This window comes from Streptomyces sp. NPDC090022 (assembly GCF_044748145.1).
GTDB lineage: Bacteria > Actinomycetota > Actinomycetes > Streptomycetales > Streptomycetaceae > Streptomyces.
Genome location: NZ_JBIVFN010000043.1, coordinates 1 through 16,410, shown reverse-complemented (window position 1 = coordinate 16,410; position 16,410 = coordinate 1). Strand labels below are relative to the sequence as shown.

Annotated in this window: 11 protein-coding genes; 10 read left to right on the top strand and 1 reads right to left on the bottom strand. The window is 74.3% G+C overall.

The annotated features are described in order from the left end of the window. The first annotated feature begins 18 nt into the window (after positions 1 to 18). The 9 genes from ACIPXB_RS36615 to ACIPXB_RS36575 all read left to right on the top strand — a co-directional run bounded on the left by ACIPXB_RS36615 (position 19) and on the right by ACIPXB_RS36575 (position 7,392). On the top strand, positions 19 to 279 hold the full coding sequence (locus tag ACIPXB_RS36615; protein ID WP_401457255.1) for an acyl carrier protein: 261 nt from the start codon (positions 19 to 21) through the stop codon (positions 277 to 279). Then, positions 279 to 704 (top strand): 3-hydroxyacyl-ACP dehydratase FabZ family protein, encoded by a 426-nt coding sequence (locus ACIPXB_RS36610; RefSeq protein ID WP_401457252.1) that lies wholly within the window; start codon positions 279 to 281, stop codon positions 702 to 704. The genes ACIPXB_RS36615 and ACIPXB_RS36610 overlap by 1 nt, the downstream gene beginning before the upstream one ends. Next, positions 701 to 1,180 (top strand): 3-hydroxyacyl-ACP dehydratase FabZ family protein, encoded by a 480-nt coding sequence (locus tag ACIPXB_RS36605; RefSeq protein WP_401457250.1) that lies wholly within the window; start codon positions 701 to 703, stop codon positions 1,178 to 1,180. The genes ACIPXB_RS36610 and ACIPXB_RS36605 overlap by 4 nt, the downstream gene beginning before the upstream one ends. 14 nt (positions 1,181 to 1,194) lie before the next feature. Next, on the top strand, positions 1,195 to 1,941 hold the full coding sequence (gene fabG, locus ACIPXB_RS36600) for a 3-oxoacyl-[acyl-carrier-protein] reductase (protein WP_401457248.1): 747 nt from the start codon (positions 1,195 to 1,197) through the stop codon (positions 1,939 to 1,941). A 52-nt stretch (positions 1,942 to 1,993) separates the two neighbouring features. After that, positions 1,994 to 2,614 carry a 2-hydroxychromene-2-carboxylate isomerase gene (locus tag ACIPXB_RS36595; protein ID WP_401457246.1) on the top strand — a complete coding sequence of 207 codons (621 nt, stop codon included), beginning with the start codon at positions 1,994 to 1,996 and terminating at the stop codon, positions 2,612 to 2,614. 51 nt (positions 2,615 to 2,665) lie between these two features. Next, complete coding sequence (locus ACIPXB_RS36590) at positions 2,666 to 2,881, top strand: MbtH family protein (protein WP_401457244.1); 216 nt, start codon at positions 2,666 to 2,668, stop codon at positions 2,879 to 2,881. A gap of 119 nt (positions 2,882 to 3,000) precedes the next feature. After that, complete coding sequence (locus ACIPXB_RS36585; protein ID WP_401457241.1) at positions 3,001 to 3,696, top strand: thioesterase II family protein; 696 nt, start codon at positions 3,001 to 3,003, stop codon at positions 3,694 to 3,696. Then, positions 3,693 to 4,658, top strand: a complete 966-nt coding sequence (locus ACIPXB_RS36580; RefSeq protein WP_401457240.1) for an SDR family oxidoreductase — start codon at positions 3,693 to 3,695, stop codon at positions 4,656 to 4,658. The genes ACIPXB_RS36585 and ACIPXB_RS36580 overlap by 4 nt, the downstream gene beginning before the upstream one ends. Positions 4,659 to 4,695: 37 nt before the next feature. After that, entirely contained in the window at positions 4,696 to 7,392 is a 2,697-nt protein-coding gene (locus ACIPXB_RS36575; protein ID WP_401457238.1) for an amino acid adenylation domain-containing protein, read from the top strand. A gap of 5 nt (positions 7,393 to 7,397) precedes the next feature. Here ACIPXB_RS36575 and ACIPXB_RS36570 read toward each other — a convergent pair whose 3' ends face one another. Then, positions 7,398 to 7,895, bottom strand: coding sequence for a hypothetical protein (locus ACIPXB_RS36570; RefSeq protein WP_401457236.1), 498 nt, complete (start codon positions 7,893 to 7,895; stop codon positions 7,398 to 7,400). 182 nt (positions 7,896 to 8,077) lie between these two features. Between ACIPXB_RS36570 and ACIPXB_RS36565 the strand changes: the two genes are divergently transcribed. Next, positions 8,078 to 16,410: amino acid adenylation domain-containing protein (locus ACIPXB_RS36565; RefSeq protein WP_401457233.1), on the top strand; the 8,333-nt coding region annotated here is incomplete at its 3' end.

Sequence of the window (16,410 nt, the reverse complement as noted above, 5' to 3'; positions counted from 1 at the left end):
CGAAAGGACAGGAACACCGTGCTGGACACCGTGCTGGACAAGGAAGAACTGCGCGCCCTGGTCGCCCAGGTGCTGGACGTCGACGTGAGCGAGGTCGGCGACGACGTCCTGTTCGTCGACGACCTGGAGGTCGACTCGCTGATGGCCCTGGAGGTCGTCGTCGTGCTGGAGAAGAAGTACGGCATCAAGCTGCCGGAGTCCGACCTCAAGAACATCGTCACCCTGCAGAGCGCGTACGACCTGCTCAGCGCCCGCCTCGCCGCGCCCGGAGCGGCCTGATGCCCGCCGCGAGCCCCCTGCGCGCCGCGGTCGAGGTGCTGCCCGCCGAGGGCGCGGCGGCGACCGCGGCCCGCTTCACGGTGGCCGGCACCGAGACCGTGCTGCCGGGCCACTACCCCGGCTTCCCCATCTTCCCCGGGGTCTGCCTGGTGGAGTGCGCCCGGCAGAGCGCCGACGCCACGCTGCCGGCCGGCGCCCGCGGCACCGCGCTGGCCGCCGTGGAGTCCACCCGCTTCACCGGACCCGTCTTCCCCGGCGACCAGGTCGACATCGCCCTGACGTGGAAGCAGACCCCGGCCGGCGACTGGCAGGTACGGGCCAAGCTGACCACCGGGCGCGGCCCCGCGGCCGCCGTCCGGCTGCGCTACGCCGTACCGGCCACCGCGGCCCTGCCCGCGGCGACGTCGACGGGGGCGGCGGCGTGATCGGCCAGCGCGACATCCGGGCCCGGCTGCCCCACCGCTTCCCGATGCTCCTGGTGGACCGCGTGATCGACGTGGTCCCCGGCGAGCACCTGATCGCCCTCAAGGCGGTCACCTGCAACGAGCCCTGGTACGAGCGGCTCGGCGCGGACACCCCCGACGAGGACTTCGCCTACCCGGCCTCCCTGCTCGTGGAGTCCTGGTGCCAGTCCGCCGGGGTGCTGGCCACCTGGGACGACCCCAACCCGGACGTCCTCGACGGCCAGGTGATGCTCTTCGGCGGCATGACCGGCGTCGAGTTCCACCGCCCGGTCCTGCCCGGCGAGGTCCTGGAGCACCGCGTGCGCCTGGACCGCAAGGTCGACGACACCCTGCTGTTCGAGGGCGAGAGCCGCTCGGCCGGCGAGACGGTGATGACCGTGGGCCGCATCGTCATGGCCTTCCGCCCCGCCGCGGCCCTGCGCCCGGCCACCGTCTGAGGAGACGACGAGACATGTCCGACACCACACCCCGGGTGGCCCTGGTCACCGGCGGATCGCGCGGCATCGGCCGGGCCACCGTCACGGCGCTCGCGCGCGACGGATTCGACGTCGCCTTCTGCTACCGCTCCGACGACGAGGCCGCCCGCTCCCTGGAGAAGACCGGCCAGGAGTACGGGGTGCGGGTCGTCGGCACCCGCGTCGACGTCGCCGACGGAGCCGCCGTACGCGCCTGGATCGAGACCACCGAGGAGGCGCTCGGCCCCGTCGCCGCGGCCGTCACCGCCGCCGGCATCACCCGCGACAACCCGCTGGTCCTGATGGAGGACGAGCAGTGGCGCGAGGTCCTGGACACCAACCTGGACGGCGTCTACCACGTGTGCCGCGCGGTGGTCTTCGGGATGATGAAGCGCCGCGGCGGCGCCATCGTCAACATCTCCTCGGTCGCCGGGGTCTACGGCCACGGCACCCAGACCAACTACTCCGCCTCCAAGGCCGGGATCATCGGCTTCTCCCGGGCCCTGGCCAAGGAGACCGGCCGCGCCGGCATCCGCGTCAACGCGGTCGCCCCCGGCTTCATCGAGACCGACATGGTCGCCGCGATGAACGACAAGGCCCGCAAGGAGGCCCTCTCCTCGATCCCGCTGCGCCGCATGGGCACCGCGGAGGAGGTCGCCGACCTGGTCGCCTACCTGGTCTCGGACCGGGCCGCGTACATCACCGGCGCCGTCCTGCAGATCGACGGCGGCATCACCATCTGAGCCGTCCGAACCACCTGTCGTACCCCTGGAGCACGAACCGTTGGAGGCGGTGATGGCACGACGCGGACCGCGCTGGTACTTCTCCTTCCGCAGCCCCTACTCGTGGATGGCCTACCGGGACCTGGTGGACCACCACGCGGACGTGGCCGAGCGGATCGAGTGGCTGCCGTTCTGGGAGCCGGACGAGCCGGCCCTGGACGAACTCGAACGCAGCAACATCAAGCTGCCCTACGTCCCGATGTCCAAGGAGAAGCACCTCTACATCCTCCAGGACGTCCGCCGCCTGGCCCGCTCCCGCGGCCTGGAGATGGTCTGGCCGGTCGACCCGGCCCCCCGCTGGGAGGTCTCCCACCTGGCGTACCTGGCGGCGGCCGAACTCGGCCGCGGCCCGGAGTTCATCGCCGAGACCTACCGGGCCCGCTGGGAGCTCGGCGAGAACATCTCCGACCACGGCATCATGCGCAAGATCGGCGAGACCCTGGGCCTGGACCCCGAGGTGCTCGCCACGGCCCACGAGGACCCGCGGATCCGCGACCTCGGGCTGAAGGCGCTGAACTCCCTGCACCGCGACGGTGTGTTCGGCGTCCCCTTCTTCATCAGCGGCTTCGACAAGTACTGGGGCGTCGACCGGCTCCCCGCCTTCGTCGAGCAGCTCGCCGCCCGGCCCGCCTGACCCGCGCGCCCCGCATCCCGTACCGCAACCGCACTGGAGGAAGAACCGGCCATGGCCACCAACCCGTTCGAGAACGACGACGCCCGCTACCTGGTCCTCGTCAACGAGGAGAACCAGCACTCCCTCTGGCCCGCCTTCGCCGAGGTCCCGGCCGGCTGGACCGTGGCGCACGGCGAGGACACCCGCCAGGCGTGCCTGGACCACATCAACGAGTCCTGGACGGACATGCGGCCGAAGTCGCTGGCCGTCGCCATGGACGCCGCCTGACGTCCCCCGCCGGGCGGCCGGACGACGGGCGTTGGCAGCAATCTGCAACGCCCGTTGTCCATGTCCGGGCCCGATGACAGCGTGGCTCCCACGCAGCTTCCCAGAAAGCGATGCCGCTCATGACCCACTCCCTGATGTGCCTTCCGTTCGCGGGGGGCGGCGCCGGTTTCTACCGCGCCTGGAAAGACCTGCCCGCGCACGCGCCGCGCGTGGTCCCGGTGCAGCTGCCCGGCCGCGAGGAACTCTTCCTCGACGAGCCGTTCCGTGACGTGCTCACGGCCGCCGACGCGCTCGCCCCGCGCCTGGCCGAACTCGCCGAGGGCCGGCCCACCGCGCTCTTCGGGCACAGCCTGGGCGCGGTCCTCGCCTTCGAGCTGGCGCGGCGCCTGGAGCGGGACCCGTCGGTGGAGCTCACCCACCTGTACGTGAGCGGCTCCCCGGGCCCCTGGACCGGCCGTGCCCGGCGCGCGACGGGCCTGGACGACGAGGCGTTCCTCGCCCGGGTGCAGGAGTTCGCCGGGTACGAGCACGACGCGCTGGCCGACCCCGACATGCGCGAGCTGCTGCTGCCGATCCTGCGGGCCGACGTGGAGATGCACGAGAACTACCGGCCCGCCTCCGACGAGCCGTTGCACGTCCCGATCACCTCGCTGCGGGCCACCGGGGACGCGCTGGTGACCCGGGCCGAGGCCGAGGAGTGGCGGCGGGCCACCACCGGGGCGTTCCGGCTGGTGGAGCCGGCCGGCGGGCACATGTACCTCACCGAGTCGCCGCTGCCGCTGATCGACGCGATCGCCGCGGTGCCGGCCTCATGAGCACGGCCACCGCCACCCCGGGCACGCCCGCCGCCGGGCACCCGGCCGCTCCCGGCGCGCCCGCCCCCGGCGCGACCGCCGGCCACCCCGCCACCGGGGCCTCCCCGGCGGGCGTCCCGGCCGTCTCCCCGGCCGCCGGCCGCCTCACCGGGCGGACGGCCGTCGTCACCGGCGCCGCGCGCGGCCTCGGCCGCTCCTGCGCGGTCCGGTTCGCTGCCGAGGGCGCGGACCTGGTGCTCGTCGACGTGGCCGGCGACGTGGCCGGCGTGCCGTACCCGCTGGGCTCGGGCAGCCAGCTGGAGCACACCGCGAGCCTGTGCCGGGCGCAGGGGGCCGCGGTGCACACCGTGGTCGCCGACGTCCGCGACCCCGCCGCCGTGGCGGCCGTCGCCGAACAGGCGCTGGATCGTTTCGGCACCCTCGACGTCCTGCTCAACAACGCGGGCATCGCCGCCCCCTCCGGCAAGGCCGTGCACGAGATCGCCGAGGACGAGTGGGAGCTGATGGTCGGCATCGACCTCACCGGCGCCTGGCGCATGATGAAGGCCGTCGTCCCCGCCATGGTCGAACAGCGCTCCGGCAGCGTCATCAACGTCGCCTCCACCGCCGGCCTCGTCGGCTACCGGCACTTCGCCGGCTACGTCGCCGCCAAGCACGGACTCGTCGGCCTGACCAAGGCCGCCGCCCTCGACTACGCGCCCTTCCGGGTCCGGGTCAACGCCCTGTGCCCCGGCTCGGTCCGCGACGACCCGCTGCACGAGGGCCGCATGCTCGCCGAGATCGCCCGCTCCCTCGACGTCGACGTCGCCGAGCACGAGGAGATCTTCGTCCAGTCCCAGCCGATGAACGCCCTCATCGAGCCGCAGGACATCGCCGGCGCCGCCCTCTGGCTGGCCGGCGACGACTCCCGCCAGGTCACCGGGACCACCCTCACCGTCGACGGCGGCTTCAGCGCCCGCTGACCCCCGCCCCCCTTCCCGTACGTACAGGAGTCCGACCATGTCGAGAAGTCAGGCCGCGTCCTGCCACAGCCTGGTGGTCCGGATGCCGGGCCCTGTCGATGCCGGGGAGCTCGAACAGCGCCTGCGCTCCGGCGCGGCCGGCGCCTTCGACGGCCCCGGCGAGCCGCGCCTGTGGCACGAGCGGCTGGCGTACGACGCCACCGACCCGGCCGCCGCCGCCCGCGTGCGCCGCGAGGCCGAACGCCCGCTGCGCACGGCCGGGCCGCCGCTGCGCGCCGTCCTGCTGCACTACCGGGACGGCGACGCGGACCTCGTCCTCGTCGCCCGCCACACCCTCGCCCTCGACCCCGACACCCTCACCTGCACACCGGCCCCCGCCGGCCCGGCCCCCGTCCCCGCGGGCCGGCGGCCGGTCCTGGAATGGGGCCTGGGGGACCCGGCCCGTGCCGGCCGGCGCGCCGAGGCCGCCGTACCGGCGCTGCCCGGCGACCCGGCGTTGCTGGCCGCCGCCACCGCCCTGGTCCTGGCCCGCTACGGGGCCGGCGAGGCCGTCGACGAGACCCAGGACGCGGCCGCCTTCACGGCCCGCTGGGCCGCGTACGACGGCGGTCTGCTCGACATCGCCGGCATCGGCCTCCTCGTGGAGGAATTCCGGCCGGGGACGCGCCGCCTGCCGCACCTCGCGCCCGTGCTGCCCGGCGTCCTGCACCTGACCCGGTACGCCGACGGCACCGCCGACGGCGTGCTCCGCCACGACCAGGGCGATCTCGACCCGGCCGTCGCCGCGCGGTTCGCCGCCCACGTCGCGCACGTGGCCGCGCAGCTCGCGGCCGCTCCGGACAGTCCGCTGCAGAGCGTCGAACTGCTCACCGCCGAGGAGACCCGGCAGGTGCTGGCCCTCGGCGTGACCCCCGCCACCGGCAGCGCCGCCGCGGCCGCCCGCACCATCGACGGCCTCTTCGCCGACGTCGTGCGCGCCCGCCCCGACGCGATCGCCCTGACCGCCGGCCGGACCAGCCTCACCTACGCCGAACTCGACGCGCTCGCGGAGCGCACCGCCGGCGGCCTGCGCGCCCTGGGCGTCGCCCCCGGTGCCATGGTCGGCGTGGCCCTGGAGCGCGACGCCGACCTCGTCGTCACCCTGCTCGGGGTCCTCAAGGCCGGCTGCGCCTACGTCCCGATGGACCTGCGCTACCCGGCCGACCGGCTGCGCTACACCGTCGAGAACGCCGGCATCACCGTGGTCGTCGCCGCCGGCGAGGACGGCTTCCCCGAACTCGAGGGCGTGCGCCCGGTCACCCCGGACGCCCTGCGCGCTTCGGCCGCCGAACGGTCCCCCGCCCCGCGCCCCGAGGACGGCACGGCACCCGCGTACGTCATCTACACCTCGGGCTCCACCGGCCGCCCCAAGGGCGTCGTCGTCCCGCACCGCAACGTCGCCGCCCTGATCGAGGCGACCCGCGAGGACTTCCGGCTCGGCCCCGACGACGTGTGGACCCTCTTCCACTCCAGCGCCTTCGACTTCTCCGTCTGGGAGATCTGGGGCTGCCTGCTGACCGGTGGCCGCCTGGTCGTCGTGGACTACTGGACGACCCGCGACACCGACCTGTTCCACGCGCTGCTGGTGCGCGAGGGCGTCACCGTCCTCAACCAGACGCCGTCCGCCTTCGCCCAGGTGGTCGAGGCGGACCGGCACGCCCCGGCCGAGGCGCTCCGCGTACGCCTGGTGGTCTTCGGCGGCGAGCCGCTCGACGTGCGGATGCTCGCCCCCTGGTTCGCGCGGCACTCGCACACCGCCTGCCGCCTGGTGAACATGTTCGGCATCACCGAGACCACCGTGCACGTCACCGCCCACACCGTCACCCCGGCCGACGTCCTGGCCGCAGGCCGCAAGGTGGGGCCCGCCCTGCCCGGCTGGACCCTGTCCGTGCGCGACCCGCGCGGCCGGCTGCTGCCGCCGGGCGCCGCGGGCGAGATCTGCGTCGGCGGCGCCGGCGTCGCCGACCGGTACCTGGGACAGCCCGACCTGACCGCCCAGCGGTTCGTCACCGACCCCTACGGCGGCGGCCGGATCTACCGCAGCGGCGACCGGGGCCGGCTGCGCCCCGACGGCAGCCTGGACCACCTCGGCCGCCTCGACAGCCAGGTCAAGGTGCGCGGCCACCGGATCGAGCTGGACGAGATCCGCAACGTCCTGCTCAGCCACCCCGACGTGGCGGGCGCCGCCACCGTCCTGCGGTACGACGTCCCCGGGGACGCGGCCACCGCCCGCATCGACGCCTACGTCGCCCTGCGGGCACCCGTGGCCGTCGCCGACGTCCTCGCCCACGCCCGCGGGGTGCTGCCCTCCTACATGGTCCCCGCCTCCCTGACCGAGGTGGCCGCGATCCCGCTGACCATCAACGGCAAGGTGGACACGGCCGCGCTGCCCGCCCCCGCCGCGGCGGGCGCCGCCGCCGGCCGCGACCCGGCGGGCGGCCCGGCCCAAGGCGTGGGCGCGGACCCCGGGCAGGACCCGCTCACCGAGCAGATCCTGAAGGTCTGGGGGCACGCACTGAATTGTGACGTCACCCCGGACGACAACTTCTTCGAACTCGGCGGAAATTCTCTGCTGGTCATCCGGGTCCTGCGGGAAATGCGCGACCAGGGCCTGCCGAAGGTCACCACGCAGGATTTCTACCGCAACTCGACGGCAGGCCGGTTCATCGCACTCGTACGGGACGCCCAGAAGTAGCGGCGCTATCGATTCGCGGGGAGGTCGACCCGGCGCTTGACGGCGGACAGGAAAGAGAGACGGACGATTCCGCTTGGAATCCGGATCACCTTCCAGTACCGCCCGAAACTGCGCCGGGTCGCTTCGTCCGTCGCCAGGATCCTGGTCTCCGTCGACAGAATTCCGTTTGCGTACCGCATCGTGAAGACCGCCTTCGTGCAGCCCGGCTCCGCGTACGGCAGGAACACCTCCCGCATGGGCCGCTCCGGCGTCACGGGACCGGCCTGCGAGCCGATCCCGCCGTACACCAACTCGTCGTCGGAGAGCTCCAGCACGGTGTCGCCGTCCTTGGCGAAGTCGTCCATCACCCGGCCGTCCGCCGAGAGCCGGCTCTTGGTGAACCGGAACAGGAAGCGGGCCACCGGAGCCTCCCGCCACGTCATCTCGCGCGCCGCGCGCATCACCTCGTCCCGCGGGGCGTCCACGGCTATCCAATGCCGTTCCCGGAAATGCCATTCCGGCATGTACCGATCGACGAGTGTCGGTTCCGCATCCGTCTTTTTCGTCATGTGCCGACGCTAGCACGCGAGCGATGTGCCCCCAGGGCGTGGCAGCTTTCTGCAACCGCCGTTGTCCCGGCCGAAAGCCCGCTGTTAGACAGGGTCTCTGATCGTGATTTCCGTCGACGCAATGAGGGTGAGTGGCTGTGACCGATGTTCGGGGAGTCCTGCTGCCGCTGACCGCCGCCCAGTCGGGTGTCTGGTACGCGCAAGCACTGAATCCGCAGAACACGATCTTCAACACCGGCGAATTCCTGGAAATCGGCGGCCCGGTGGACGCGCCGCTCCTCCAGCAGGCCCTGCGCCAGGTCGTCGCCGAGGCCGAGACCCTGCGCCTGCGCTTCCACGAGGGCGACGGCGGCCCCGTCGCCCGGATCGTGCCCGCGGCCGACCTGGACTGGTCCCTGCACGTCGTCGACGTCAGCGACGCGCCCCAGCCGATCGCGGCGGCCCGCGCCTGGATGGCCGAGGACTTCGCCCGCCCCCTGGACACCGAGCACGACCAGCTGTTCCTCTTCGCGCTCTTCAAGGTCGCCGAGGACCGCCACCTGTGGCTGCACCGCTACCACCACCTGCTGGTCGACGGATTCACCGTCAACATGGTCGCCCGCCGCACCGCCGAGGTGTACTCCGCCCTCGTCGCCGGCGAGCCCGTACCCGCCACGCCCTTCGCCCCCCTCGCCCGGCTCCTCGACGAGAAGGCCGCCTACCGCGACTCCGAGCGCTTCGGCACCGACCGCGCCTACTGGATCGACCGGCTCAAGGAGTGCCCCGAGCCGATCAGCCTCTCGGGCGAGCAGCCCTCCCTGGCCCGCTCCCTGGCCCGCCGCACCGCCCACCTCGGCCGGACCGAGACCGAGCGGCTGCGCACCCTGGCCTCCGACGCCGCCGTCACCTGGCCGCCCGCGCTGATCGCCGCCGTCGCCCTGTGGCTCCAGCGCCTCTCCGGCGCCCCCGAGGTCGTCCTCGGCCTGCCCGTCTCCACCCGCCTGGGCAGGAACGCCCGCAGCGTCCCCGGGATGGTCTCCAACGTCCTGCCGCTGCGCGTCGCCATCCGGCCCGGCACCACCGTCGGGGACCTGCTGCACCAGGTCTCGGCCGAGATGCGCGCCGCGATGAAGCACCAGCGCTACCAGTTCGAGGACCTGCGCCGCGACCTCGGCATGCTCGCCGACGACCGCCGCCTGGTCGGCCCACACGTCAACATCATGATGTTCGACTACGACCTGCGGTTCGCCGGCCACACCGCCCGCCCGCACAACCTCTCCATCGGCCCCGCCGACGACATCTCCTTCATCGTCTACGACCGCGGCACCTCCGCCGGCCTCCAGATCGACTTCGACGCCAACCCCGACCTCTACGCGGACCAGGACCTGCGCGCCTACCAGCTCGCCTTCCTCGACTTCCTGCACCGCCTGGGCAGCGCCGCGCTCGACGACGACGTCGCCTCCCTCGAACTGGACACCTCCCGCCTGCCCGAGCACGCCCGCACCGCCGCCGCCGACCGCGCCGCGGCCGACCGCGCCGCCGCGGCGGACGCCGCCCGGGAGAGCGCCGCCCCGGCCGCCTCCCGCGCCCCGCGCACCGCCGCGGAGGAGAGCCTGTGCCGGCTGTTCACCGAGGTACTCGGCACGCAGGTCGTCTCCGTCGACGACAACTTCTTCCTGCTCGGCGGCAGCTCCCTCCAGGTCACCCGCCTGGTCGGCCGTATCCGCAAGGAACTGGGCGCCGAACTCACCCTGCGCACGGTCTTCGAGAACGCCACCGTCGCCACCCTCGCCGAGGCCCTCGGCCTCGCCGCCACCCCCGCCCGCCCGGCGCTGACCCCGCGCCCGCGCCCCGCCCGGCTGCCACTGTCCGCCGCCCAGAACCGCCTGTGGTTCCTCAACCAGATGGAGAACGGCAGCGGGCGCGCCGCCTACAACGACGGCCTCACCGTCGAACTGACCGGCCGCGTGGACGAGGCCGCCCTGCGCGCCGCCCTCGCCGACGTCGCCGGCCGCCACGAGAGCCTGCGGACCGTCTTCCCCGTCGTCGACGGCGCCCCCCACCAGCACGTCCTCGACGCCGCCGACGCCCGCCCCGAACTCCTCGTCACGGCCGCCGCCGACGCCCGCGACCTCGAGGAGCGGCTCGCCCGCGCCGCCGCCCGCGGCTTCGACCTCGCCACCGAGATCCCCGTACGCGCCCACCTGTTCACCCGCGAGCCCGACCGGCACGTCCTGCTGCTCGTCGTGCACCACATCGCGGGCGACGGCTGGTCGGTGGCCCCCTTCACCCGCGACCTCAGCCAGGCCTACGCCGCCCGCCTGCGCGGCGCCGCCCCCCGGTACGAGCCGCTGCCCGTCCAGTACGCCGACTACACCCTGTGGCAGCAGGAGGTGCTCGGCGACGAGAACGACCCCGGCAGCGTCCTCGCCCGCCAGATCGCCCACTGGAAGGACGCCCTCGCGGCGCTGCCCGAGGAACTGGCCCTGCCCGCCGACCGCCCCCGCCCGGCCGTCGCCGGCCACCGGGGCGGCAGGATCGGCCTCCGCCTCGACGCCGAGGTCCACGAGCGGCTCCTGTCCCTCGCCCGGGACACCGGTGCCAGCGTCTTCATGGTCGCCCAGGCCGCGCTCGCCGCCCTGCTGCACCGCCTCGGCGCAGGCGAGGACATCCCCGTCGGCACCGTCATCGCCGGCCGCACCGACGACGCGCTCGGCGACCTGGTCGGCTTCTTCGTCAACACCCTGGTGCTGCGCACCGACGTGTCCGGCGACCCCACCTTCCGCGAACTGGTCGAGCGGGTCCGCGAGTACGACCTGACCGCCTACGCCCACCAGGACGTGCCCTTCGAGCGCCTGGTGGAGATCCTCAACCCGGTCCGCTCCCTGGCCCGCCACCCGCTCGCCCAGGTCACCCTCGCCCTGGACGACAACGCGGCCCCCGCCCTGGACCTGCCGGGGCTGACCGCGACGGTCCGTCACCTCCAGACCGACACCGCCAAGTTCGACCTCTCCTTCCGGCTCGGCGAGCGCTTCGACGCCGACGGCCGCCCCGCCGGCCTCGACGGCGCCGTCGAGTTCGCCCGCGACCTCTTCGACGAGGACACCGCCCGTACCATCGGCGACCGCTTCCTGCGCCTGATCGAGGCCGCCACCGCCGACCCCACCGCCCGCGTCGGCTCCCTCGACCTGCTGGACGCCGCCGAGCGCACCCGGCTCCTGACCGGCTGGAACGACACCGCCGTCGACGTCCCGGCCACGACCACCCCGGCCCTCGTCGCCGCCCAGGCCGCCCGCACCCCCGACGCGCCGGCCCTCGTCCACGAGGACACCACCCTCACCTACCGCGAACTCCAGGACCGCGCCGGCCGCCTGGCCGCCCTCCTCACCCGGTACGGCGCCGGCCGCGGCCGCTCCGTCGCGGTGGCCCTGGGCCGCAGCACCGACACCGTCGTCAGCCTGCTCGCCGCGATGCGCACCGGCGCCGCGTACGTGCCCGTCGACCCGGCCTACCCGGCCGAGCGCATCGCCTACATCCTCGACGACGCCCGCCCGGCCCTCGTGGTCACGACCACCGCCCTCCAAGGCGCCCTGCCCGAGGACGGCACCCCGCGGCTGCTGCTCGACACCGTCGAACTGCCCGCCGAGCCCGCCCCCGACGCGGACATCACCCCCCAGGACGCGGCGTACGTCATCTACACCTCCGGCTCCACCGGCCGGCCCAAGGGCGTCGTCGTCACCCACCACGGCGTGGCCAGCATGGCCGCCGCCCACCTCGCCTGGTTCGGCGGCGGCCCCGGCCACCGGGTGCTGCAGTTCTCCTCGCCCAGCTTCGACGCCTCCATCTGGGAGATGCTCACCACCCTCGGCACCGGCTCGGCCCTCGTGCTCGCGCCCGCCGAACGCCTGGCCGCGGGCGAGCCGCTCGCCGCCCTGCTCGCCGAGCAGCGCGTCACGCACGCCACCCTGCCGCCGGTCGTGCTCGCCGCGATGGGCGAGGCCCGGCTGCCCGTCGGCATGACCCTCGTCACCGCCGGCGAAGCCTGCTCGGCCGAGCTCGTCGCCCGCTGGTCCGAGGGCCGGCGGATGGTCAACGCCTACGGCCCGACCGAGTCCACCGTCTGCGCCACCATGTCCAGTCCGCTGACCCCGGGCGCCGGTGCCCCCACCATCGGCCGCCCCATCACCAACACCCGCGTCTACGTCCTGGACGCCCACCTCAACCCCGTCCCCGCCGGCGTCCCCGGCGAGCTCTACCTCACCGGCGCCGGCCTGGCCCGCGGCTACCTGGGCCGCCCCGCGCTGACCGCCGAACGCTTCACCGCCGACCCCTACGGCGCCCCCGGCGCCCGTATGTACCGCACCGGCGACCTGGTCCGCTGGACCGCCGACGGCGAACTGGACTACCTCGGACGCGCCGACGACCAGGTCAAGATCCGCGGCTTCCGCATCGAACCCGGCGAGATCGAGGCCGCCCTCCTGACCCACCCGGCCGTGGCCCAGAGCGCGGTCCTCGTCCGCGAGGACCGCCCCGGCGACAAGCGCCTCGTCGGCTACGTCGTCCCCGCCGAGCCGGCCACCGGCGCCGACCCGGCCGAGCTGCGCGCCCACGTCGGCGCCACCCTGCCCGACTACATGGTCCCCGCCGCCGTCCTGGTCCTGGACGCGTTCCCCGTCACCGCCAACGGCAAGCTCGACCGCCGCGCCCTGCCCGCCCCCGACTTCGCGGGCCTGTCCACCGGCCGCGCCCCCCGCACCCCCCGCGAGACCCTCCTCGCCGGCCTGTTCGCCGAGGTCCTCGACCTCGACACCGTCTCCGTCGACGACAGCTTCTTCGACCTCGGCGGCCACTCCCTGCTCGCCACCCGGCTCATCAGCCGCATCCGCACCGAGGCCGGCGCCGAACTCACCGTCCGCGCCCTCTTCGAGACCCCCACCGTCGCCGCCCTCGCCACCACCCTCGACGAGGCCGCCGACGCCCGCCGCGCCCTGCTCCCGCAGGCCCGGCCGGCGCGGATCCCCCTCTCGCACGCCCAGCGCCGCCTCTGGTTCCTGGGCCACTTCGACGGCCCCAGCGGTACGTACAACCTCGGCCTGTCGCTGCGCCTGCGCGGGTCCGTCGACGCCGGCGCCCTGGAGGCCGCCCTGGCCGACGTCACCGAACGCCACGAGGCCCTGCGCACCGTCTTCCCCGACACCGACGGCCACCCCCGCCAGCTCGTCCTGGACCCGGCCGACCCGGCCTCCCGCCCGCTGCTGCACCGCGCCGCCGTCACCCCGCCGACCCTGGACGACGCGCTCGCCCGGGCCGCGGGGGAGGGCTTCGACGTCACCCGCGAGATCCCCGTCCGCGCGCACCTGCTCACCCTCGCCGACGACGACCACGCGCTCCTCGTCGTCGTCCACCACATCGCCGGCGACGGCTGGTCCCTGGCCCCCCTCGCCCGGGACCTGGGCCGCGCCTACGCAGCCCGGCTGGGCGGTGCGGCGCCGCGGTTCGTGCCGCTGCCCGTCCAGTACGCCGACTACACGCTGTGGCAGCGCGAGGTCCTCGGCGACGAGGACGACCCGGCGAGCGAGCTGTCCCGGCAGGTCGACTTCTGGCGCGAGGCGCTGGCGGGCCTGCCGGAGGAGCTGGCCCTGCCCGCCGACCGGCCGCGCCCGGCCCAGCTGAGCTACCGCGGCGACACCATCGGCTTCACCGTCCCGGCAGAGCTCCGCGCCCGCCTGGACGAGCTGGCCCGGACGTCCGGGACGAGCCTGTTCATGGTGGTGCAGGCGGCCCTGGCGACGCTGCTGCACCGCCTGGGCGCCGGTACCGACATCCCGCTCGGCTCGCCGATCGCAGGGCGGACCGACGAGTCCCTCGACGACCTCGTGGGCTTCTTCATCAACACCCTGGTCCTGCGGACCGACCTCACCGGCGACCCCACCTTCCGCGACCTGCTGGCGCGGGTGCGGGAGGCGGACCTGGCGGCGTACGCGCACCAGGACGTGCCCTTCGAGCGGCTCGTGGAGGTGCTCAACCCCGAGCGGTCCATGGCCCGCCACCCGCTCTTCCAGGTCTCCTTCCAGCTCCAGAACATCCCCTCCGACCAGCTGGCCCTGCCCGGCGTCGAGGTGAGCCGCCAGCCGGTCCGGCTGGACACCGCCAAGTTCGACCTCTCCTTCACCCTCGCGGAGGCGGACGGCACGTCCGGACTGGAGGGCAGTGTCGAGTACGCCGTGGACCTGTTCGACCGGGTGACGGCCGAAGAGCTGGCGGGTCGTCTGGTGGCCGTCCTGGAGGCGGTCGCGGCGGATCCGGAGGTCCGGGTCGGCGCGGTCGAGGTCCTGGCCGAGGCCGAGCGCGACCGGGTCCTGGGCGCGTGGGCCGTGGGTCCGGATGCCGGGCTGGCTCCGGTGACGTTCCACGGTCTGTTCGAGGCGGCGGTGGACGCCACGCCGCAGGCCCCGGCCGTGGTGTCCGGCGATGTCGTCCTCTCCTACGGGGAGGTGGAGGCGCGGGCGAACCGGCTGGCGCACTGGCTCGCCGGCCAGGGCGTCGGTCCGGAGGCGGTGGTGGCGTTGGTGCTGCCGCGTTCGGTGGACATCGTCATCGCGCAGCTGGCCGTGCTGAAGGCCGGTGGCGCCTACCTGCCGGTGGACCCGGAGTACCCGGCCGAGCGCATCGCGTACATGCTGGACGACGCCCGCCCGGTCCTCGTCCTGCGCGAACTCCCGGCGCTGGGGGAGGAGTCCGTCTCCCGCCCGGCGATCGCGGTCGCGCCCTCGAACCCCGCCTACGTGATCTACACGTCGGGTTCGACGGGCCGTCCCAAGGGTGTCGTGGTGGCGCACGCGGGGCTGGCGGCGTTCGCGGCGGCGGAGCTGGAGCGGTTCGCGGTCGACGCGTCGGCCCGGGTGCTGCAGTTCGCCTCCCCGAGCTTCGACGCGTCGGTGCTGGAGCTGGTGATGACCTTCGCCGCGGGTGCGGCCCTGGTGGTGCCGCCGGCGGGTCCGCTGGCCGGTGAGGTGCTGGCCGAGGTCCTGACGGCCGGACGCGTGACGCACGCGCTGATCCCGCCGGCCGCCCTCGCCAGCGTCCCGGTGGGCGAGTTCCCGGAGTTCCGCTCGCTGATCGTTGGCGGTGACGCCACGTCGGCGGAGCTGGTGGACCGCTGGGCGCCGGGCCGCCGCATGGTCAACGCGTACGGCCCCACCGAATCCACGGTCGTCGCGACGACCTCGACCCCGCTCGCCGCCGGCACCGGCCTCCCGTCGATGGGTACGCCGATCCCGGGCACCCGGACGTACGTCCTCGACGCCGCCCTTCGACCAGTCGCCCCCGGTGTCCCGGGAGAGCTCTATCTCGCGGGCGCCGGTCTGGCGCGCGGCTACCTGGGCCGCCCCGGCCTGACGGCGGAACGTTTCGTCGCCGACCCCTACGGTCCGGCCGGCACCCGGATGTACCGCACCGGTGACGTGGCCCGCTGGACCCGCGACGGACAGCTCGACTACCTCGGCCGCTCCGACGACCAGGTCAAGGTCCGCGGTTTCCGCATCGAACTCGGTGAGATCGAGACGGTCCTGGCCACCCACCCCTCGGTCGCGCACAACGCCGTGATCGTCCGCGAGGACACCCCCGGCATCAAGCGCCTGGCCGCGTACGTCGTCCCGGCGTCCGGCACCGCCCTGGACGCCGACGCGCTGCGCGCCCACATCGGCGCCGCCCTCCCCGACTACATGATCCCGGCCGCCTTCGTCGCCCTGGACGCCCTCCCGCTCACCGTCAACGGCAAGCTCGACCGCAAGCAGCTCCCCGCCCCCGACTACGCCGGTGCCGGTCAGGGCCGCGAGCCCCGCACGGACCGCGAGGAGATCCTCTGCGGCATCTACGCCGAGCTGCTGGGTGTGGAGTCGGTGTCGGTGGAGGACAGCTTCTTCGAGCTGGGTGGCGACAGCATCGTGTCGATCCAGTTGGTGAGCCGGGCGCGGCGTGCGGGTCTGGTGTTCTCGGCGCGTGAGGTGTTCCAGCACCGCACGCCGGAGGCGCTGGCGGCGGTGGCGACCTCGGTGACGGGTGTGGCCACGGAGGACCCGAAGGCGGGTCTGGGCGTGGTCGCGCAGACCCCGATCGTGGGGTGGCTGCGTGAGCTGGGTGGCCCGGTGGACGGGTTCAACCAGGCCATGCTGGTCCAGACCCCGGCGGACGTGACGTACGAGCGTCTGGAGGGTGCTCTCCAGCGCCTGCTCGACCACCACGACGTGCTGCGCTCCCGCCTGGTGCGGGGCGAGGGTGTCTGGAACCTGGAGGTGTCCGAGCCGGGTGCGGTCCGGGCCGCTGATGTCCTGCGGCGCGCGGAGGTGGGGATCCCCGCTGAGGCGCGTGCGGCGCGGGAGCGGCTGGCGCCGGATGCGGGTGTGATGGTGCAGGCCGTCTGGTTCGAAGACGCTCAGCGTCTGCTGGTGATGGCGCACCACCTGGTCGTGGACGGTGTGTCGTGGCGGGT